23 protein-coding genes and 1 riboswitch are annotated in these 17,749 nt (G+C 42.3%); of the genes, 8 read left to right on the top strand and 15 right to left on the bottom strand.

What is annotated here, in order from left to right; genetic code table 11:
• Nucleotides 1-73 precede the first annotated feature (73 nt).
• Nucleotides 74-1,276 carry a methionine adenosyltransferase gene (gene metK, locus AAZR19_RS03455; protein ID WP_024424909.1) on the bottom strand — a complete coding sequence of 401 codons (1,203 nt, stop codon included), beginning with the start codon at nt 1,274-1,276 and terminating at the stop codon, nt 74-76.
• Nucleotides 1,277-1,471: 195 nt separating this feature from the next.
• Nucleotides 1,472-1,606: riboswitch (SAM riboswitch) on the bottom strand.
• 226 nt (nt 1,607-1,832) lie between these two features.
• On the opposite strand from metK, the gene pckA reads away from it, so the two are divergent.
• Nucleotides 1,833-3,419, top strand: coding sequence for a phosphoenolpyruvate carboxykinase (ATP) (pckA, locus tag AAZR19_RS03450; protein WP_056768315.1), 1,587 nt, complete (start codon nt 1,833-1,835; stop codon nt 3,417-3,419).
• Nucleotides 3,420-3,461: 42 nt separating this feature from the next.
• Here pckA and AAZR19_RS03445 read toward each other — a convergent pair whose 3' ends face one another.
• Genes AAZR19_RS03445 through AAZR19_RS03420 form a run of 6 tightly spaced genes read right to left on the bottom strand, consistent with a single transcriptional unit; the run spans nt 3,462 to nt 8,598 of the window.
• On the bottom strand, nt 3,462-3,704 hold the full coding sequence (locus AAZR19_RS03445; RefSeq protein WP_025092385.1) for a DUF2584 domain-containing protein: 243 nt from the start codon (nt 3,702-3,704) through the stop codon (nt 3,462-3,464).
• A 39-nt stretch (nt 3,705-3,743) separates the two neighbouring features.
• A complete protein-coding gene (locus tag AAZR19_RS03440) occupies nt 3,744-4,538 on the bottom strand; it encodes an alpha/beta hydrolase family protein (RefSeq protein ID WP_041107366.1) in 795 nt (264 codons plus the stop codon).
• Nucleotides 4,539-4,564: 26 nt separating this feature from the next.
• Entirely contained in the window at nt 4,565-6,046 is a 1,482-nt protein-coding gene (locus tag AAZR19_RS03435; protein WP_076839322.1) for a phytoene desaturase family protein, read from the bottom strand.
• Nucleotides 6,043-7,170, bottom strand: a complete 1,128-nt coding sequence (locus AAZR19_RS03430; RefSeq protein ID WP_218677081.1) for a glycosyltransferase — start codon at nt 7,168-7,170, stop codon at nt 6,043-6,045. The genes AAZR19_RS03435 and AAZR19_RS03430 overlap by 4 nt, the downstream gene beginning before the upstream one ends.
• On the bottom strand, nt 7,155-7,901 hold the full coding sequence (locus AAZR19_RS03425; RefSeq protein ID WP_218677080.1) for a lysophospholipid acyltransferase family protein: 747 nt from the start codon (nt 7,899-7,901) through the stop codon (nt 7,155-7,157). Before AAZR19_RS03425 ends, AAZR19_RS03430 begins: the two co-directional genes overlap by 16 nt.
• The gene (locus AAZR19_RS03420; RefSeq protein WP_218677079.1) at nt 7,870-8,598 is read right to left on the bottom strand and encodes a carotenoid biosynthesis protein; all 729 of its coding nucleotides are present in this window, start codon (nt 8,596-8,598) and stop codon (nt 7,870-7,872) included. Before AAZR19_RS03420 ends, AAZR19_RS03425 begins: the two co-directional genes overlap by 32 nt.
• A 174-nt stretch (nt 8,599-8,772) precedes the next feature.
• Here AAZR19_RS03420 and AAZR19_RS03415 point away from each other — a divergent pair, with 174 nt between their 5' ends.
• From AAZR19_RS03415 to AAZR19_RS03405, 3 genes are read left to right on the top strand one after another with little or no spacing between them, the layout of a single operon-like run.
• The gene (locus AAZR19_RS03415) at nt 8,773-9,774 is read left to right on the top strand and encodes an ABC transporter substrate-binding protein (protein WP_076839328.1); all 1,002 of its coding nucleotides are present in this window, start codon (nt 8,773-8,775) and stop codon (nt 9,772-9,774) included.
• 15 nt (nt 9,775-9,789) lie between these two features.
• Nucleotides 9,790-10,560 (top strand): ABC transporter ATP-binding protein, encoded by a 771-nt coding sequence (locus AAZR19_RS03410; protein ID WP_076839330.1) that lies wholly within the window; start codon nt 9,790-9,792, stop codon nt 10,558-10,560.
• A 34-nt stretch (nt 10,561-10,594) separates the two neighbouring features.
• A complete protein-coding gene (locus AAZR19_RS03405; RefSeq protein ID WP_370880888.1) occupies nt 10,595-11,341 on the top strand; it encodes an ABC transporter permease in 747 nt (248 codons plus the stop codon).
• 31 nt (nt 11,342-11,372) lie between these two features.
• Here AAZR19_RS03405 and ytkD read toward each other — a convergent pair whose 3' ends face one another.
• Nucleotides 11,373-11,849 carry an RNA deprotection pyrophosphohydrolase gene (ytkD, locus tag AAZR19_RS03400; protein WP_025093666.1) on the bottom strand — a complete coding sequence of 159 codons (477 nt, stop codon included), beginning with the start codon at nt 11,847-11,849 and terminating at the stop codon, nt 11,373-11,375.
• Nucleotides 11,850-12,097: 248 nt separating this feature from the next.
• Between ytkD and AAZR19_RS03395 the strand changes: the two genes are divergently transcribed.
• Together AAZR19_RS03395 and AAZR19_RS03390 are read left to right on the top strand one after the other, a co-directional pair.
• Nucleotides 12,098-12,709, top strand: a complete 612-nt coding sequence (locus AAZR19_RS03395; RefSeq protein ID WP_076839332.1) for a TerD family protein — start codon at nt 12,098-12,100, stop codon at nt 12,707-12,709.
• 22 nt (nt 12,710-12,731) lie between these two features.
• Nucleotides 12,732-13,517 carry an AIM24 family protein gene (locus tag AAZR19_RS03390; protein ID WP_024424922.1) on the top strand — a complete coding sequence of 262 codons (786 nt, stop codon included), beginning with the start codon at nt 12,732-12,734 and terminating at the stop codon, nt 13,515-13,517.
• 28 nt (nt 13,518-13,545) lie between these two features.
• Here the strand turns inward: AAZR19_RS03390 and AAZR19_RS03385 are convergent, their stop codons facing one another.
• The 4 genes from AAZR19_RS03385 to AAZR19_RS03370 all read right to left on the bottom strand — a co-directional run bounded on the left by AAZR19_RS03385 (nt 13,546) and on the right by AAZR19_RS03370 (nt 15,410).
• The gene (locus tag AAZR19_RS03385; RefSeq protein ID WP_041107377.1) at nt 13,546-13,854 is read right to left on the bottom strand and encodes a hypothetical protein; all 309 of its coding nucleotides are present in this window, start codon (nt 13,852-13,854) and stop codon (nt 13,546-13,548) included.
• Nucleotides 13,855-13,897: 43 nt separating this feature from the next.
• Nucleotides 13,898-14,302 carry a phage holin family protein gene (locus AAZR19_RS03380; RefSeq protein ID WP_076839335.1) on the bottom strand — a complete coding sequence of 135 codons (405 nt, stop codon included), beginning with the start codon at nt 14,300-14,302 and terminating at the stop codon, nt 13,898-13,900.
• A 351-nt stretch (nt 14,303-14,653) separates the two neighbouring features.
• Nucleotides 14,654-14,845 carry a hypothetical protein gene (locus AAZR19_RS03375; protein WP_024424925.1) on the bottom strand — a complete coding sequence of 64 codons (192 nt, stop codon included), beginning with the start codon at nt 14,843-14,845 and terminating at the stop codon, nt 14,654-14,656.
• A gap of 127 nt (nt 14,846-14,972) precedes the next feature.
• Entirely contained in the window at nt 14,973-15,410 is a 438-nt protein-coding gene (locus AAZR19_RS03370) for a Dps family protein (RefSeq protein ID WP_024424926.1), read from the bottom strand.
• A 131-nt stretch (nt 15,411-15,541) separates the two neighbouring features.
• Here AAZR19_RS03370 and ytzI point away from each other — a divergent pair, with 131 nt between their 5' ends.
• Nucleotides 15,542-15,688: a YtzI protein gene (gene ytzI, locus AAZR19_RS03365; protein WP_003217544.1), complete on the top strand. Its 147-nt coding sequence runs from the start codon at nt 15,542-15,544 to the stop codon at nt 15,686-15,688.
• Between the two features lie 8 nt (nt 15,689-15,696).
• Here the strand turns inward: ytzI and AAZR19_RS03360 are convergent, their stop codons facing one another.
• Entirely contained in the window at nt 15,697-16,134 is a 438-nt protein-coding gene (locus tag AAZR19_RS03360) for a FixH family protein (protein ID WP_024424927.1), read from the bottom strand.
• A 118-nt stretch (nt 16,135-16,252) separates the two neighbouring features.
• On the bottom strand, nt 16,253-16,726 hold the full coding sequence (locus tag AAZR19_RS03355; RefSeq protein WP_003217624.1) for an S-ribosylhomocysteine lyase: 474 nt from the start codon (nt 16,724-16,726) through the stop codon (nt 16,253-16,255).
• A 126-nt stretch (nt 16,727-16,852) separates the two neighbouring features.
• Here AAZR19_RS03355 and yidD point away from each other — a divergent pair, with 126 nt between their 5' ends.
• Nucleotides 16,853-17,077 (top strand): membrane protein insertion efficiency factor YidD, encoded by a 225-nt coding sequence (gene yidD / locus AAZR19_RS03350; RefSeq protein WP_041107381.1) that lies wholly within the window; start codon nt 16,853-16,855, stop codon nt 17,075-17,077.
• 1 nt (nt 17,078) lies between these two features.
• Here the strand turns inward: yidD and AAZR19_RS03345 are convergent, their stop codons facing one another.
• Entirely contained in the window at nt 17,079-17,645 is a 567-nt protein-coding gene (locus AAZR19_RS03345) for a beta-class carbonic anhydrase (protein WP_024424929.1), read from the bottom strand.
• Nucleotides 17,646-17,749 lie beyond the last annotated feature (104 nt).

Genomic DNA, 17,749 nt, shown 5'->3' with positions numbered 1-17,749 from the left:
CATTTTTTCGCTTTTTGAAGATTTTTTTTTAATCAAAAGGAAAACCGCTTAAAATAAGCGGTTTTTTATGTTGTTATTGTCCCAATGCTTCTTTGCGAAGTGTATCGGCTTTATCCGTTTTTTCCCACGGAAGATCTAAGTCGTGACGGCCGAAATGTCCGTATGCAGCTGTTTGTTTGTAGATCGGACGGCGCAGGTCAAGCATTTTAATAATGCCAGCTGGACGAAGATCAAAGTTTGCACGAACCACTTCAATTAATTTTTCTTCTGAAGCTTTTCCTGTCCCGAATGTATCAATTGAAATCGATACAGGCTGTGCTACACCAATTGCATAAGCAAGCTGTACTTCACAAGAATCTGCAAGGCCGGCAGCTACGATGTTTTTCGCTACGTAACGAGCAGCATATGCCGCAGAACGGTCAACCTTCGTTGCATCCTTACCTGAGAAAGCACCGCCGCCATGACGAGCGTATCCGCCATACGTATCAACGATGATTTTACGTCCAGTTAAACCAGCATCCCCTTGAGGTCCACCGATCACGAAACGGCCAGTTGGGTTAATGAAGTATTTTGTCTGTTCATCAATCAGTTCACTTGGAACGACAGGACTGATGACATGTTCTTTTAAGTCACTTTGAATTTGTTCAAGCGTCACTTCTGGTGCATGCTGCGTAGAAATAACCACTGTGTCAATACGAACTGGTTTGTTTTGCTCATCATATTCAACTGTGACTTGTGTTTTTCCGTCTGGACGAAGGTATGCAAGTGTTTCATTCTTGCGTACTTCTGTTAAACGGCGAGATAATTTATGCGCTAGTGAAATTGGCAGCGGCATGAGCTCTTCGGTTTCGTTATTGGCAAAACCAAACATCAATCCTTGGTCACCTGCACCAATCGCATCAATTTCTTCTTCAGTCATTGTTCCTTCACGTGCTTCAAGCGCTTTGTCTACACCTTGCGCAATATCAGCAGACTGTTCATCAATTGATGTAAGTACCGCACATGTTTCCGCATCAAAACCATATTTCGCACGTGTGTAGCCAATTTCCTTAATTGTGTCACGCACCGTCTTTGGAATATCGACATAAGTAGACGTTGTAATTTCACCGCTTACTAATACGAGACCGGTTGTAACAGAAGTTTCACAGGCAACACGTGCATTTGGATCTTTCTTTAAAATTTCATCCAAAATGCTGTCTGAAATTTGATCACAGATTTTATCCGGATGTCCTTCTGTCACTGATTCTGAAGTAAATAAACGACGATTTTGACTCATAATGGCTATTTCCTCCTGTACAAGACCACATCATCCCAAGATGAGGCCTCCAATATGATACGGAACTCGTTCCCTCTTATATTTGAAAACGTTTATATTAGAGATGTTATTGGCAATTTGTTCATATGATATCCCAAAAATAAAAAAACCATTTCCTTCATTGCGAGGAAAGGGTCTGAGATCGCATGCCTTTCACTCTTATCGCTCAAGGTGTTCTTGTACCTTGCATCAGGTTAGCACCTTGGTTTCTCAGCATTTTCATGCCTTTTAAATAAGAAACCGGTTGCTGGGCTTCATCGGGCCTGTCCCTCCACCAACTCGGGATAAGAGTATCCGTTCAATAAGATATCTTATCTTAAACCCTTGCGTCATGTCAATGCTTCATAAGAATTATCTCCCTCTTTTTTCTCCTCACCATTAGCATCACCAAAAAGCATATTTTCATAGCAGAAATGAAAAAACACACACAAAAATTTTTAAATAGTATAGACTATTATTATTAATGTGTTATACTAATCGAAACAAACAAATTCAACGGTAAAGGAAGGGTTTTTTTATGAACTCAGTGGATTTAAAAGAAGATTTGCAGTCATTGCTCTCATTAGAAAATACGCACCAAAATTTATCTGTTCCGAAACTTGTTGAAAAGATTTTGGCACGTAATGAAGGCGTTTTAACATCAACTGGAGCTGTCCGCGCCACAACTGGAGCCTATACAGGACGTTCGCCTAAAGATAAATTTATCGTCAAAGAAGAAAGCTCTGAACATAAAATCGATTGGGGTCAAGTCAACCAGCCGATCTCCAAAGAAGCATTTGACCGTTTATATACAAAGGTTGTGTCATACTTAAAAGAACGTGATGAACTATTCGTCTTTGAAGGGTTTGCAGGCGCTGATGAAAGATATCGTATGCCGATTACAGTTGTAAACGAATTCGCATGGCACAATCTTTTTGCCAAGCAGCTATTTATCAGACCTGACGGGTCAACACCTTCTTCAAACGAAAAACCTTTCACCATCTTATCTGCACCGCACTTTAAAGCAGATCCTGCAACAGATGGCACAAACTCTGAAACGTTTATCATCGTTTCTTTTGAAAAACGCACGATTCTTATCGGTGGAACAGAATATGCAGGAGAAATGAAAAAGTCCATTTTCTCTGTGATGAACTACCTGCTTCCTGAGCAAGACATTTTATCCATGCACTGCTCAGCAAACGTAGGTCAAGAAGGCGATGTAGCCTTATTCTTCGGGCTTTCAGGTACTGGGAAAACGACGCTTTCTGCAAGCGCAAGCCGCAAGCTGATCGGAGACGATGAGCACGGCTGGTCTGGCACAGGGGTCTTCAATATCGAGGGCGGATGCTATGCGAAATGTGTGAACTTAAGTGAAGAAAAAGAACCTCAGATCTACAAAGCGATCAGCTTCGGATCAGTTCTTGAGAACGTTGTGCTTGATGAAGAAACACGTGAAGCGGATTACGATGATACCTTCTTTACTGAAAATACACGCGCTGCTTACCCAATCGAAATGATTGATAACATCGTGAAACCAAGTATCGCAGGACATCCATCTGCCATTGTCTTCTTAACAGCTGATGCGTTTGGCGTCTTACCTCCAATCAGCCGTTTAACAAAAGAGCAGGCAATGTACCATTTCTTGAGCGGGTACACAAGTAAATTAGCTGGAACTGAGCGCGGTGTCACATCACCAGAAACGACATTCTCTACTTGCTTCGGTTCACCATTCCTTCCGCTTCCAGCTCACGTCTATGCTGAAATGCTTGGCAAAAAGATTGATGAGCACGGTGCAAAAGTATTCCTTGTGAATACAGGCTGGACTGGCGGAGGCTACGGTACAGGCAAACGAATGAATCTCGCTCATACAAGAGCAATGGTGCAGGCAGCAATCGAAGGTGACCTTGACAATGCCGAGATGATTACTGATGACATCTTTGGCTTACACATCCCGCTTCATATTCCTGGTGTACCAGATGAAGTGCTTCAACCTGCTAAAACATGGGAGGACCAAGAGGCTTATCAAGAAAAAGCACACTTCCTTGCCAATGAATTTAAAAAGAACTTCCAAAAATTCAGCCACGCGGCAAGTGACATTGAAGCCAAAGGCGGTCCACTCGTATAACCAAATGAAAAAAGCTGAGGAGAATAAAATTCCTCAGCTTTTTTAGTTTGTTGAATGCAATGACACAAGACGGTACGTCACCTTCGTGACATTGTCTGTCAGCTCCAGTTTTTCAACATGTGCTGTCCCTGTTTTTTCTCCGTCTTTCGTTTTGCGCACCTCAAGTGGAATATTTAATGGATAAATGCGGTATCCATCCTTCATGAGTTCAAATACATTTTCTTCAATTCTTGTCTCTTTTCCCTTTGTTACAATCATTGTATTAAATTCAACAGGCATTCCCATAATGAAAATCCCCCTACTTTCTATATTTCGTTATACTGCTTATTTTACCACATTTCCGCTTTTTCGGCTGTGCATCCATGTGGTCAGCCTTCTCACAATTTCTCGATTATGCTGCGGCGGGAAATAGTGGTTGTATCCATGGAAATACCATGTCTCCACGGACTTTCCGTGCTGGCGCAGCGCATCTTCTAACAAATACGCATGCTCAATCGATACATTTTGATCCTCTTCTCCGTGGATGATAAGGACAGGTGCTTCAATTTTGTCCACATCATTTAAAGGGGTTCTGTTCTCATATGCCTCTGGCACCTTATGCGGCGGACCGCCAATCACACGCTTCATCATCCGTCTCATATCCACACGCTCTTCATAAGTCAGTTTCATGTCACTGACGCCTCCCCATGTGACAAAGGAAGCTGCCTCCTGTTTCATTTCAACAGCGGTCCAGATGCCCATAATACCGCCTCGCGAAAAACCAAAGATATGAATGCGGTCCTTCTTCACTTTTTTGTGCTGTTTTAACAGCTGAAAGGCAGCGAACGCATCTTTTCGATCTTCTCCGGCAAAATCTTCGTTCCCTTCGCCTCCTTGGTTTCCCCGGTAAAAGGGAGCAAAGACGACAAAGCCCTGCGCGGCAAATTGCACAATCCGGCCAGGTCTGACCATCCCCACATTTTTAATGCCGCCTCGTAAATACAAAAAGCCGTCGTAGAAACCTTCCCCGGCTGGTTCAGCGAGCAGGCCTTTCATCCGAAGTCCATCTGCCTCATAGGTCACTGTATATAAGTGAATATGCGGATGGGGCGACGGAAACCTTCTTTTTTCCACAATCACTTGATTTCTCTCCTTTTCATCTTTGATTACGTCCATTGCTTCAGTATCGCTTCTGCGACAAGCTGGCCTGATTTTGTCACCATCGGCGTGCCGCCGCCTGGATGACTTGTTCCACCAACAAACCAAAGTCCTTCAATATCCTTTGACTGATTATTGATGCGAAAGAATGCCTGTTTGAACGAGTTTGAAGACATGCCATAAATGGCTCCACGATATGCCCCCGTTTTCTGCTGCAGATCGAGCGGGGTTTGAACCGCTTCATATTCGATAAGCTCATCCAAATCAAAAAGACCTTTTTCCATTAATTTGTTTTTTACATGCTGACGATATGTCTCCTTTAGCATGTCCCAATCTTGCTCTTTTGTCACATAAGGTGCATTGGCCAGTACAAACAGGTTGCTTCTTCCCGGTCCTCCGCTTAAAGCTGGTTCTGAATGGCCTGAATAGCATATGTATAGCGCCGGGTCTTGAGGCAATTGTTTTTTCTGAAAAATATCCTTGAATTCTTGCTCATAATCCTCAGGGAAAAACACATTGTGATGGACCAGCTGTTCATAGACTTTAGGTACCCCTAATAAGAGAACAAAGCCCGACAACGACGGTTCAATGCCAGACAGTTTTTGATTTAAAAAACGAGGACGGTCTTTTTCATCTATGAGATGACGGTATACAGTCAGCGCATCTGCTCCTGCAATGACTTGATCTGCCTCATACATCTGCTGATCCGTCTCCACTCCTTTGATCCGCCGATCCTTCACATGAATCTTGTTCACTCGTTCATTGAGGTAAATCTGAACGCCTAATTCTTTTGCCAGTGTCTCAAATGCCTCAACTAAACGATACGTACCGCCCTGTATTCCATAAATCCCTTTCTCCCCTTCTAAATACGCCATCATATTAAAAATAGCCGGCGCCTCGTAGGGAGAAGAGCCAATATAAGTGGCATACCGTCCAAACATCGCCAATGTATGGGGATGACGGAAATATTGACGCAGCAGGCGCTGAACCGATGTGAACGGTTTGACAGCGAGAAGTGCTTTCATCAGCTTTACATCCGCCTTATCCTTCCAGCTCAATAACAAACGATTTAAAAACTGCTCCTCTGCCTTTTGAAAAAGCGTCTTTGATTCCTGCAAAAATGCGCGGTATTGCTTCGCATCTTCAGGACTGAATGCAGCAATTTGTGATTCCATTTGCTCAATATTCGGCGTAAACTCGACCGTATGTCCATCTGGAAAAATATTTTTGGTAAGCGGAGAAATCGGATAAAAGGTCACATAATCCTCCATCCGTCTATGACAGGATGTAAACACTTCTTCAAAATAGGCCTTCATTGTAATGGTGCTCGGTCCTAAATCAAAAGAGTAGCCTGCCTCGTGATGGCGCTGCAATTTCCCCCCTAAAGCCGCTTCTTTTTCTAAAATGGTGACCTGAACCCCGCGTGACTGTAGACGGATCGCTGCTGATAATCCGCCAAGTCCGCCGCCGATGATGATCACTTTTTTCATTCGTACCTTCTCCCTTTCCATTCATACCCTTCTTTTTTCAGACCGATTTTCATAGAAGCAAAGCCAATGGCGATCAGGCTTAAAATACTGACCGGCAATAAAAAAGCCATCGCAGATGTCCGCCCATTTTCAGTATCAATTGCTGCTTTAATCGATACACCCAGCCCATAGCAAAGAATGGCTAAGCATATGCTCAAAACATCCAGCTGAAACAAGGCGATCATGAAACAAATGACAGGAGCCAAATAAAGGAGGGTGTATAAACAAAAGACACTGCTTAACAAAGCAATGCTTCGATTCACCCCCGGGAACAAATTTTTCCGGTAACCTTCCCAAACCTCTTGTCCACTTTCATACATTCTCATATACACAAATGGATGAATGCTTGCAAGTGTGAACGGAAAGCCTTTTTCCTTCACCCTTCTAGCCAAAGCCATATCATCAACGAGTGAATCCTTGATCGCTTCATGCCCGCCAATGTCGTGATAACAATTCTTTTCAATGGCAATAAAACCACCATGTGCTGCAGCAAAAGCGGGGTTCTTTGATTTTCTTACCCATTTCACTGGCAGATGACAGCCAATGGTAAACATCATCATAGGAACGACAAGATGCTCAAAAAATGTACCTGTTTTTTGTTCTGGAAAACCTGACAGCATGCCCGTTTTTTGCATACATAACTGCTTGTAAACTGATTCAACTGCCCCTTTTTTTAACCGGACATCCGCATCTAAAAATAGCAGCCAATCAGAAGCTGCTGCCTCTGCGAGCTGAGAACAGGCATATGATTTACCAAGCCAGCCCCGCTTTAATGGCTGACCTGACTGGACTCGGATCCACGGATATGTTTCTGCGAAGCGCTCCACCAGCGCTCTAGTCTGATCTGTCGAATGGTCATCAAGTACGATAAGCTCTTTCGGATAAAAGCGTTGATCAACGATCGACTGAAGACAGGCTTCTATTCGTTTTTCCTCATTTCTCGCTGGAATCAGAATTGATAACGAAATAGGTTCACCTGGCGAAAAGGGTGCTGGCTTTAAAACAGGAAGCTGCCTCATATTCCATATGGTGAAAATAAACTGACAGAGCAAGAGTACACTGATTACGGTTAAGAAGACCGCCATGTTTTCACCCACTTTTTAAAGGAATCAAACGCATCACTTGTTGATTGACTTGTCCTTGTCATCTGTCTAAATTCTTGATTAGTTGAAAAATCAGGATCTGTGATGACCTGTGCTTGATGTGTATTTAGCTGCGTTTCAAGCAGATCTCTAAGCAGATGCGTCACGTCCTTGCTTCGAAATTCTCCGCCAGATACTAAGGTATCTTCACCAAACACAGCAGATACTGTCGGCTTTTGAAATTGATTAAATGTATAATGCAAGGTCACAGGCTTCACCACGACTTGCTCAAATTGTCTCACTAAAAATGAAGCCCCGCCCTCCAATTCAAGCGGCCGCATATCCTGATGCATGATTTTCCCCTGTGGAAAAAGCCATACAGCCCTGCCAGCCTGCATGTTCTCTTTTGCCGTCATTAATGCTTGCTTCACACTTTTCAGATTCTCTTTCTGAACCGGAAAGGCACCAAGCTTTCGGAAAAAGGCATATTGCTTCAGCTGTTTCTCCTCCATCATCATATAGTGATCGAGTTCGGACGCTTTTTCTGTTAAAAGAAAGATGATCAGTCCATCCCACCATGAGCTATGATTGGCGATATAAAGAACAGGCAGCTTCTCGTTTGGGTCCACAGTGCCTTTCATCATCACGCAGCGGAAATGTTTATGAAGTAAATACCGCTCAAGATAAAGAGAAAATATACGTCTAAACGATCGGCTTTTGTCGCTTTCTTTCAAATTGAACCCTTCCTTCACACAAAATAACAATGATCAGTGCTAAATAAAAAATGACATCGAGCCCGCCCTTTAATGCCAGCACACCAAAAAAGAACACCATTGCCTGATAAATACGGCTCGTCCAGCTCAGAGCCTTTTGATCAATCTGAACAAGCGGGAAGAGAAAGGAAAGTCCTGCTCCAATCATACCCCAGCTCACAAAATTCTCAAAAGGAATACCATAAAAACCGCCGCCGTCATACCACACCCAAAATTTCCGTTCAGCCGCTACTGGGTCTAATATGAGGTCAAGCAAGACAATCCATATCCCCGTTTCGACAGCTCGTTTCCATTTCGACTGCTGATTGGATAAAAAAAGGCTGTTTAAAAACACACCAACCCATGCAAAAGCAATGGTTAAAGGCACCCCTGCCACTAGAAAACCTAACGTCGGATAATAGTCATAGGCCCCAAAAGGAAAACCGGTTGTGATCCCAACCCATTCAACCGTAAATGTCAGCACCCCGACAACGGCTGCCCTTTTGATCACACCCCCCCATGCCCCATAAATATTTCGCCCAATCTCTATCACACAGCAGGCATAAAGCACAAGGAAAATGCCATTTGCAAACTGAAGCCATGCTGGCACTTCAAAAGAGACCATTAATATGAGCCCTACTAAATACCATCCAAGAAATACCCAACTCACTCTATACACGAAACCGCCCCTTTATTTCTTCCAAATTCAAGAAAGTATTCATGCTTCTAGTATAGAAAAAAAGACACGTTCTATAAATAAACAATGCGCTTCTTATTTTCATCTAGGCACTCACCAAAAATCCCTTTTGACATACTTTAATTAGTGATCTAGAACAAAGGAGGCGAATTACTCTTGAATCGTTCCATCAAAGTCAGACTTGCATTCATCGTCGTTGTCCTGCTCTTTATTCCATTTGTCGCCTGTAAAAAAGAACAAGAGCAGACCGTACAAGTAGCCGAGGTGACCCATTCGGTTTTTTATGCTCCGCTATATGTTGCCTTATCTGAGGATTTCTTCAAAGAAGAAGGGCTAGAGGTTGAATTAAAAACGACTTGGGGCGGTGATAAAACGATGACAGCTCTCTTATCCGGCGGTGCAGATATCGCCCTGACCGGATCTGAATCCTCTATCTATGTAGAGGCTCAAGACACAAAAGACTCTGTCATCAACTTTGCACAGCTGACACAAACAGACGGTACATTTCTTGTTTCAAGGGAGAAAGTGAGCGAATTCTCTTGGGATCAATTAAAAGGAAAAGACTTTCTTGGACAGCGGAAAGGCGGCATGCCGCAAATGGTCGGTGAATATGTCCTGAAAAAGGAAGGCATTGATGTAAAAAAGGATCTCCGCATGATTCAAAATATTGATTTTGCCAACATTTCAGGCGCTTTCTCCTCTGGAACTGGCGATTTTGTGCAGTTATTCGAACCGACAGCATCCTTAATTGAAAAAGAAGGCAAAGGGTACATTACCGCCTCCTTTGGAGAGGCTTCCGGAAAGGTGCCGTATACCACCTTCATGGCAAAGAAGAGTTACTTAGAGGAAAACAAAGAGACAGCTGAAGCCTTCACTCGCGCCATTTACAAAGCGCAGAAATGGGTAGAAGCCAAGCAGCCGGAGGAGATTGCCAAAACCATTCAATCTCATTTTCCTGACACAGAACTTGATGTCTTATCAACTGCCATCAAACGCTACAAACAGCAAAACTCCTATGCAGCAGATCCCCTTCTGAATGAAGAGGAATGGAACAAATTGCAGGAAATCATGAAGGAGAGCGATGAATTGCCGAAATTTATCCCGTACAAACAACTTGTCGATTCATCCATTGCAAAGAAGGTCACAGAACACAAATAGAATAGGAGGTAGCACATGTCTTTCCTTCAAATTGACCATGTGACCCACACGTACTTCTCTTTAAAAGAAAAAACAACGGCCATACAGCACATCAATATGGAGATAGACCAAGGAGAATTTATCTCATTTATTGGTCCCAGCGGCTGCGGAAAAACCACCCTGCTGTCTATCATTGCAGGAATAACGCCGCCCTCTGAAGGCCGAATTTTAATCGAAGGAAAAGAACCGAATCAAAAAGAGCATCAAATCGGCTACATGCTCCAGCAAGATTATTTGTTTCCTTGGAAAACCATCAAGGAAAATATCATTCTCGGGTTAAAAATTACCAAGCAAGATTCACATGAAGCCACCTCCGCCGCTCTTGGCTTACTGCCTAAGCTTGGCCTTCATGATGTAGAGGAAAAATACCCGAAGGAGCTGTCAGGCGGTATGAGGCAGCGTGCGGCTCTCGCCCGAACGCTTGCAGTGAATCCCGGTCTGCTTTTACTAGATGAACCCTTTTCAGCTCTAGACTATCAAACCAAACTCACTTTAGAGGATCTCGTCTTTCATACACTCAAAAACTATCAAAAAACAGCGGTCCTTGTGACACATGACATCGGCGAAGCCATTGCGATGAGTGACCGCATTTTCTTATTCTCTAAGCATCCTGGCTCAATCAAGCGAATGTTTACCGTTCCAGATGAACTGAGGACTCTTTCTCCTTTCGAAACAAGACAGACCCAGAGTTTCCAAGAGCTCTTTCAAACGATTTGGAAGGAGCTGAAAACCGTTGAAACACAGTGACCTTTTACATGAAGCCTATCGCAAAAAATACCGAATGGAAAAACGCATGACCCGAATCTATCAGTTCATTATTTTCGCCAGCTTCTTTTCGCTTTGGGAGCTTGCCAGTCATTTTCGTCTTATCGATCCACTGATATTTAGTTCACCATCAGCAGTCTGCCAATTGTTTGTACAAAAAATATCCGATGGGTCTTTAATGAATCATATGAGTATTACATTATTTGAAACAGTGCTCGGATTTCTACTTGGTACCTTTTGCGGCATTTTGCTCGCTGCCGCCTTATGGTGGTCCACCCGCCTGGCAAACGTTCTTGATCCTTATTTAGTCATTTTAAATGCCATGCCAAAAGTTGCCCTCGCCCCGATTTTAATTGTTGCCCTTGGGCCTGGCATGATCAGCATCGTTGCCATGGGCGCAATCATTAGTGTAATCATTACGACGATCGTCATATATACAGCCTTTCAAGAGGTCGATGAGAATTATTTAAAGGTGATGAAAACCTTTGGTGCGAAAAAAAGCGTCGTCTTTCGCGAGGTCATTTTGCCAGCTAGTATTCCAACGATGATTTCTGCGATCAAGGTCAATGTCGGCCTTTCTTGGGTAGGGGTTATTGTAGGGGAATTTCTTGTTTCCTCAAAAGGGCTCGGCTACATGATCATTTACGGCTTTCAAGTCTTCAACTTTACACTCGTGTTCTTAAGTCTTTTCATTATTGCCGTGTTTGCGACCATCATGTACCAGCTTGTGGAATGGCTCGAACGTCGTTTTCTTCAAAAATAAAAAGCACAGGGATTGTCACCCTGCGCTTTTTTTAACGAATCAAACCGTTCTTTTCTAAATAAGCAAGACTTTGTCTTAACACATCATCTTTCATAATAAAACTGAAATTCTTATTTTTTGCGATGGATCTTGGCAAGTCTGCGAAAAGAACGGGTCCTTTCGTTTCAAAATACGTGTCTTGCTTCACTAGTTTTTCAATATCAGCGAAATAAATATTCTTGACAATGACCTTTTCTCTGCCCAGCACCTGATATTGACCAATATACGTTAATTCACGAACAACAGCACCCGTCTCTTCTTGAATCTCCCGTATAGCGGCTTGATCTGCTTCTTCATCCGGCTCAACTTTCCCTCCTGGAAACTCATAGCCCCGATCCTCATGTTCAGTGAGCAGCCATTTCCCTTGGTAGCGGCAGATGGCCCAAACATGCTTAGGATGACTTGAAAAAGGCTTCTCCTCAAAAGAGAGCTTGACCGTATTATGATAATAGTCTTTAAATACATGCATGTGAAATCCCTCATATCCTGTCCTTGCTTCTTGTAAAACATCATACCACAGATCACATTTATCTGAAGAATTTTTATCAAAAGTGAAACAAACAAGTGGTTCCAACTCGTCTGTATCTAAAATGAGGTATTGTTGCTAAAACCTTTTTATCATCTCCAACTTCACCCAATTTTAATCATGAAACCTTTTATCCCTATATGACGTAAATGAATCAGTGTTTGTCCTATGACAACGAGGAGGAAATCAGCATGAGTATAAAAAATGGGTCAAAACAAGACTCACCCCATGAGGTGATCAAGAAACACCTCGTGAAAGGACAAAAGTTAGATTTAACAAAAGACAATCCATCGGTCGACCAAATTCATATCGGGCTTGGCTGGGACCTGGCTGGTCAGCCAATTGATTTAGATACGCAAGTGTTTCTTTTAAATGAAGAGGACAAGCTGTTGTCTCCTAAGCATCTGATCTATTATCACCAGCAGCAAAGCTTAGATGGAGCTGTTCGTCATCTTGGTGATCATCAATTTGGCGGAGGGTATCGAGACAATGAAATGATTATTATGCAATTAAGCAGAGTCTCACCTGATATTCATAAAATTGTCGTCACAGCCACGATACATGATGCACACGAACGCCAGCATCATTTTGGACAAGTCACCAATGCCTACGTGCGACTTACGGATCAAATCTCGCAGCAAGAGATTTGCACCTTTCAGTTAACAGAGGATTATTCGTATTGTACATCCATTATATGCGCTGAACTCACGAGAGACCAGGAGGAATGGAAAATCACCGCGACCGGGCAAGGGACTACTCTAGATTTAAATGATTTATGCCGCATCTACGGATTTACATCTTGACGCAGGAAAGGAGCCGGCACCTATGGGATTTCATTTCAACACGATAGAAGAACTTACCTTACAAGCAGAAGGCAGCGGAATCTTTTTTGCCAAAAAAGGCGCCATGATTGCTGATCAAGGAAGTTTCCAATACCGCAAGCGATTACTTGGAACGAATAAAGGAAATATGGTCAGCCAAGTATTTAACCATATCAGCAGAAAATTCACAGGTGAAAACCTTGAGATGATGGAAGTGAGTGGACAAGGTACTTGCTACTTGGCGGATGCAAGCGAGCATGTAACCGTGATTAACCTTGAGCCAAGCGGTCCTTGGCAGCATGTAAGTGTAGAAAGTGAAGATTTACTTGCCTTTACTGAGGAATGCCATTACGGCGTCACACCAGTGGGCGTTGGTATTTTATCACAGAAAGGACTGTTTACATCAAAACTCTCTTATCAAGGGCACGGAGCGCAGGTCGCTATTAAAACGAATGGAAATCCGCTCATTTTAAAAGCCCCCTGCCGTGTAGACCCTGACGCAATTGTTGCTTGGACAGGCAAAGCACCGAAGGTCAAACTAGATGTGAACTGGAAAACTTTCATTGGACAAACATCTGGCGAATCCTACTTATTTGAGTTCCAGGAACAAGATCAAATCGTCATTATCCAGCCATCTGAGCGCACATCTGGCTTACGGGTGGGCTTAGATGATAATCGCTACAAACCTCAGAGCCAGAGCTCCTCTCATGAATTCACCAATTCACAGCAAGAAAATAGAGGCGGCGGGATCAGTGATTTGATCGGAGGCATTTTACAACCGCGAAAATAAAGCATGTAGAGATTCTCTACATGCTTTTTCAATTCATCAAGCCATTTGTCTCAATAAAGCTCCTTGTTTCTTCATTGCCGAGCTCATAAATCATTGTGTAAATCTCTTTTCTTTTTCTATCCATTTCATCATTTGGACTATCAAAATGATATTCAAGAAACGGAACATGCGCCCGAAAGAAGCCTTTCCAATCTGTCATATACTGTTCATCGAAGTAGTCTCTCAGCTGCAAAATTTGATCATCATCTGCTTCTATTTGAAATTGCCAAGCCGCTGCATCTCTATGCTGCGATATCGATCCATCTTGTACGGATACATAGTATGTGTGTCTCGCCATCTGAATCATCCTTTTTCCTTTAGTATGACCAGATATGAGGAAATTACGGCTTTTTGCGCAATTTATTTTTCAACATGTCCAATACATCAATAAACAACTGTGGAATGGGAACTCCAAGGGCTCTGGCTGTCGAGACGATTTGGTAAGATTCATAAATAATATAAAAGATGATCGCTAAATCCTTAATCGTCCCATTTGTCTTCAGCATGACATCGAAGAAATGTGCCATAGATATTAAGGAGACTGTCACGACCTTTCGAACAATCCGTGTCAAAAACCGTTTCATTGTGAGCTGCCCAGTCAAAGATTCTCTTAGGCTTGAACAAATTAATTCAATAGCCATCAACGTCACTAAAATCATCAGTAAATATCCTGCTCCACCAAACAGAAAGCCCATCGCCGACAAACTCACTGTAACCAACGAAAAGATGCCTAAATCCTTGCTCACTTGGCATCAACATCCTTTCAAAGTGGAACTCCTTACCTCAATAGTATATGCCGAATTCTCGCAATAGCTTGGACGACAAAAAATAAAGGCGCTGTTATGTATTCAGGGAGACGAATGAGACCAAAAAAGCCGCCCATGAGGCGGCTTTAGACTGTTGACAAAGGGCTAAAATGATCTTGATTTTAGCCCTTTGTCTTCTTTTCAGAGTGATAGAAAACCTTTGCAGCCCTAGGAAGGGCGAGTACCGGAGCGGAGCGAATTGAAACATTCGTGAGCACCGGAGCGCAGACCTGACACCGAATGCGAGGGTTTGTCTACACGCTGAAGCCGCCCATGAGGCGGCTTCTCTTTTTAGACTCTGACATCAATAAATGAAGCATCTGAATCCTTTGGTTGAACAGCTTGAGGCTGCTGCTGCACTTGATCCAGCATCACCATAGCTTGTGCTGTATTCGTAGCAAGCTGTGAATTCAACAAACTAATATTGAGTGTCTTTTGAATGCTCGCTACTTGCTGACTCATCATTCCTGCAATAGAAGACATCTTCTTCCCTCCCTTCTCTTTTCTCTTCGGCTGAAAGCCCTATGATTTCAATGGGCTGTCTGTCCCGATTCCAGTAAAAAAAGAATGTCGGCCTATTTATGACCGACATTCTTTTCACATACGTGTATTATCCTAAATATGCTTTAAGCATCCAGTTGTGTTTTTCAATGGATTGATGAATCGCAAGCAGCATATCACCTGTAGTTTCATCGCCAACCTCTGCAGCTAGCTCCATTCCTTGCTTTAATTCCTCAGCGATATTGGAGAAATCATCATATAGATTTTTCACCATTTGCTCCGCTGATTCTTTGCCCTCTGCTTCTTGAATGCTGGAAATTTCTAAGCACTCTTTCATTGTCGCAACAGGCTGTCCATTTAAAGCAAGCATACGCTCAGCCAAATCATCAATATATGTAGCTGTTTCTGTATATAGTTCTTCAAATTTCTCATGGAGTGTAAAGAAATCTTTCCCCTTTACATACCAATGATAGTTATGTAATTTCACGTAAAGCACAGTCCAATCAGCTACTTGTTTATTGACGACGTTTAATAATTGTTCAGACATATTTATTCCTCCTTATGTAATTGCGTTTAGTATGAGAATACCCTTTTCTTATTATACTGAAACCTGCCGTCAATTTCTTCTATTTTGACTGCATGAAATATATGTTAATATGGAAATAAGGAGGGAGTTAGATGCTGTTACTTGGGATTATCAGCTTTATCATTATCTCAATCGTTGTCTTTTTATCATTGTGGACGACATCGAAGGCTTATGAATATAAGCATAAAGTCGATTCACCACAGGATGCAGAACCAAATCAACGTCCTAATCCAAAATAAATCCGCTTTTAATGATGTGAGGTTTCTTCTTCTGCAGTAGTTGAACTCTCTTTTTTCACCTCACCTACGTGGATGTTCGTTTTCGGCATATTATGCTGCTGTTTAGCTGTCACATGGACTTGTATGATATAAAGGCCATCTTTTTTGAAGGCTGTGTGCAATTCGTATACACCTTTGTTTTCTTTCTTTGGCTGAATCATCTTGCTGTTATCCTTGTCGCCATCTTTCCACACTTCAAATTGAACATCATCTGCATCATCAACAGGCGTATCACCGTATGTGACAGCTGCTTTTACTATAACGCTTTCATTTTTCTCCACTTGTTCAGGTCCTGTGAGCTTTACTTCTAATAGCTCAGGCACTTCCCCTTTGCCGCTATTTGCTGCAGAGTTTCCACATGCACTCAATAACGTGAGCATCAGAATCATTCCCAACATTTTTCGCATCCTGCGTTTCCCCCTTCTTTTACTGACATGTCCATTTTAACAAATATCCCCTATTTTGACATCTCTGTTTGAATTCAAATAAAAAACCGGACATCTAAATGTCCGGTTCATCATTCTATTAACCAAATACTTTTAAAAGCTCTTCTTGATCCTGAGAAAGCCAGAAACGCATTAAACGTTTTGCCCCTTCAAGATCATGAAGCTTCGCTTGGCCGCATTGCTCTTCGTTTGCAGCAGGTATTTCTGTTACTTCAACCGCATCCTTGAATGTTGCATCAAGAAGTTCAACGATCTCTTTTGGAGTTGGTGCACCACTGACAACTAAATAGTAGCCTGTCTGGCAGCCCATTGGAGAAATATCGATGATATCAAAATGATCATATTTCTCTGAGTGTGTTCTAATATTAAACGCAAGCAAATGCTCTAATGTATGAATCGTATCAGGTTTCATCGCCTGCTTGTTGGGCTGACAAAAACGAATATCGAATTTATTTACTTCCCCATCTGATCCCACTTTATGAACGCCGCAATGACGAACATATGGCGCTTTTACAGCATTATGATCAAGTTCAAAGCTTTCGACTGAAGGCATAATCACCACTCCTATAATTGCAATTTCCTATATTATAACATATTTCTCCGACCAGTTTAGTTTATAAAACTTTCCTTCCTTGTCCTTTTTTCTTATACTGTGGAAGACAGACAAGGAGGAAGCTCTATGAAACAAATTTTTATCGGCATGATACGCTTTTATCAAAAATGTATATCCCCTCTGACACCGCCAAGCTGCCGGTTTTATCCAACATGCTCAAACTATGGACTAGAGGCAATCAAAACGCATGGCGCGATCAAGGGCGGCTGGCTCACCATAAAACGGATTTTGAAATGTCATCCGCTTCATCCTGGAGGCATCGATCCTGTTCCGCCTAAAAAGGAAAAATAACTTACTTTTCTTCATATCCGTTGACAACTAAGTCAAGCTTCCCTGTTCCAGGGTCAATGACAAGCCCATGTACAGGTACATCTGATGGAAGAAGCGGGTGATTTTTTACTACAGACACACTGTCCTTCACGCTCTCTTCAACTGAACTAAAGCTTTTGAGCCACTGTTTAAAATCAATTCCTGAGTATTCCAGTACTTCAATACGTTTTTCTGGAATACCGCGCTCAACGGCTTTATTTAAAAGTGTCTGGCTGTCTATTTTACTCATCCCGCAATCATGATGCCCAATGACATATACTTCGTCAGCATTTAATTCGTAAACAGCAACTAAAATGCTTCGCATAATACTTCCAAATGGATGAGAAACAAGCGCCCCAGCACTTTTGACAATCTTAATATCACCATTTTTCATGTTCATGGCACGTGGAAGCAGTTCAACAAGTCTTGTATCCATACACGATAGAATGACAGCTTTTTTCTGTGGAAACTTTGTTGTTGTAAACTCTTCGTATTTCTTCTCTTCAATAAATTGTTGATTATATTCGATGATTTCATCTAAAAGTTTCATACGTTTGTCCATTCCTTTATCTTTTTTTAAAAATAAATATAGCACAATGTAAGAAATTTCGTCACGTTTTGCAGCTTATTTTTTTAAAGAAAACATCTGCTGAT

The sequence above is a fragment of the Bacillus sp. Je.9.29.b genome (assembly GCF_051129925.1).
GTDB lineage: Bacteria > Bacillota > Bacilli > Bacillales > Bacillaceae > Bacillus > Bacillus safensis.
The sequence above is the reverse complement of the archived record's forward strand: the minus strand, read 5'-3'. Positions and strand labels throughout refer to the sequence as shown.

Coding starts and splice junctions, on each gene's coding strand:
- AAZR19_RS03430 (WP_218677081.1), bottom strand. CDS start 7,170: ATGGCGGTCTTCTTAACCGTAATCAGTGTACTCTTGCTCTGTCAGTTT.
- AAZR19_RS03435 (WP_076839322.1), bottom strand. CDS start 6,046: ATGAAAAAAGTGATCATCATCGGCGGCGGACTTGGCGGATTATCAGCA.
- ytkD (WP_025093666.1), bottom strand. CDS start 11,849: ATGCATGTATTTAAAGACTATTATCATAATACGGTCAAGCTCTCTTTT.
- AAZR19_RS03360 (WP_024424927.1), bottom strand. CDS start 16,134: ATGCGAAAAATGTTGGGAATGATTCTGATGCTCACGTTATTGAGTGCA.
- AAZR19_RS03395 (WP_076839332.1), top strand. CDS start 12,098: ATGAGTATAAAAAATGGGTCAAAACAAGACTCACCCCATGAGGTGATC.
- AAZR19_RS03375 (WP_024424925.1), bottom strand. CDS start 14,845: ATGTCTTCTATTGCAGGAATGATGAGTCAGCAAGTAGCGAGCATTCAA.
- AAZR19_RS03345 (WP_024424929.1), bottom strand. CDS start 17,645: ATGAAACTTTTAGATGAAATCATCGAATATAATCAACAATTTATTGAA.
- AAZR19_RS03390 (WP_024424922.1), top strand. CDS start 12,732: ATGGGATTTCATTTCAACACGATAGAAGAACTTACCTTACAAGCAGAA.
- yidD (WP_041107381.1), top strand. CDS start 16,853: ATGAAACAAATTTTTATCGGCATGATACGCTTTTATCAAAAATGTATA.
- ytzI (WP_003217544.1), top strand. CDS start 15,542: ATGCTGTTACTTGGGATTATCAGCTTTATCATTATCTCAATCGTTGTC.
- AAZR19_RS03385 (WP_041107377.1), bottom strand. CDS start 13,854: ATGGCGAGACACACATACTATGTATCCGTACAAGATGGATCGATATCG.
- pckA (WP_056768315.1), top strand. CDS start 1,833: ATGAACTCAGTGGATTTAAAAGAAGATTTGCAGTCATTGCTCTCATTA.
- AAZR19_RS03445 (WP_025092385.1), bottom strand. CDS start 3,704: ATGGGAATGCCTGTTGAATTTAATACAATGATTGTAACAAAGGGAAAA.
- AAZR19_RS03410 (WP_076839330.1), top strand. CDS start 9,790: ATGTCTTTCCTTCAAATTGACCATGTGACCCACACGTACTTCTCTTTA.
- AAZR19_RS03355 (WP_003217624.1), bottom strand. CDS start 16,726: ATGCCTTCAGTCGAAAGCTTTGAACTTGATCATAATGCTGTAAAAGCG.
- metK (WP_024424909.1), bottom strand. CDS start 1,276: ATGAGTCAAAATCGTCGTTTATTTACTTCAGAATCAGTGACAGAAGGA.
- AAZR19_RS03405 (WP_370880888.1), top strand. CDS start 10,595: ATGGAAAAACGCATGACCCGAATCTATCAGTTCATTATTTTCGCCAGC.
- AAZR19_RS03370 (WP_024424926.1), bottom strand. CDS start 15,410: ATGTCTGAACAATTATTAAACGTCGTCAATAAACAAGTAGCTGATTGG.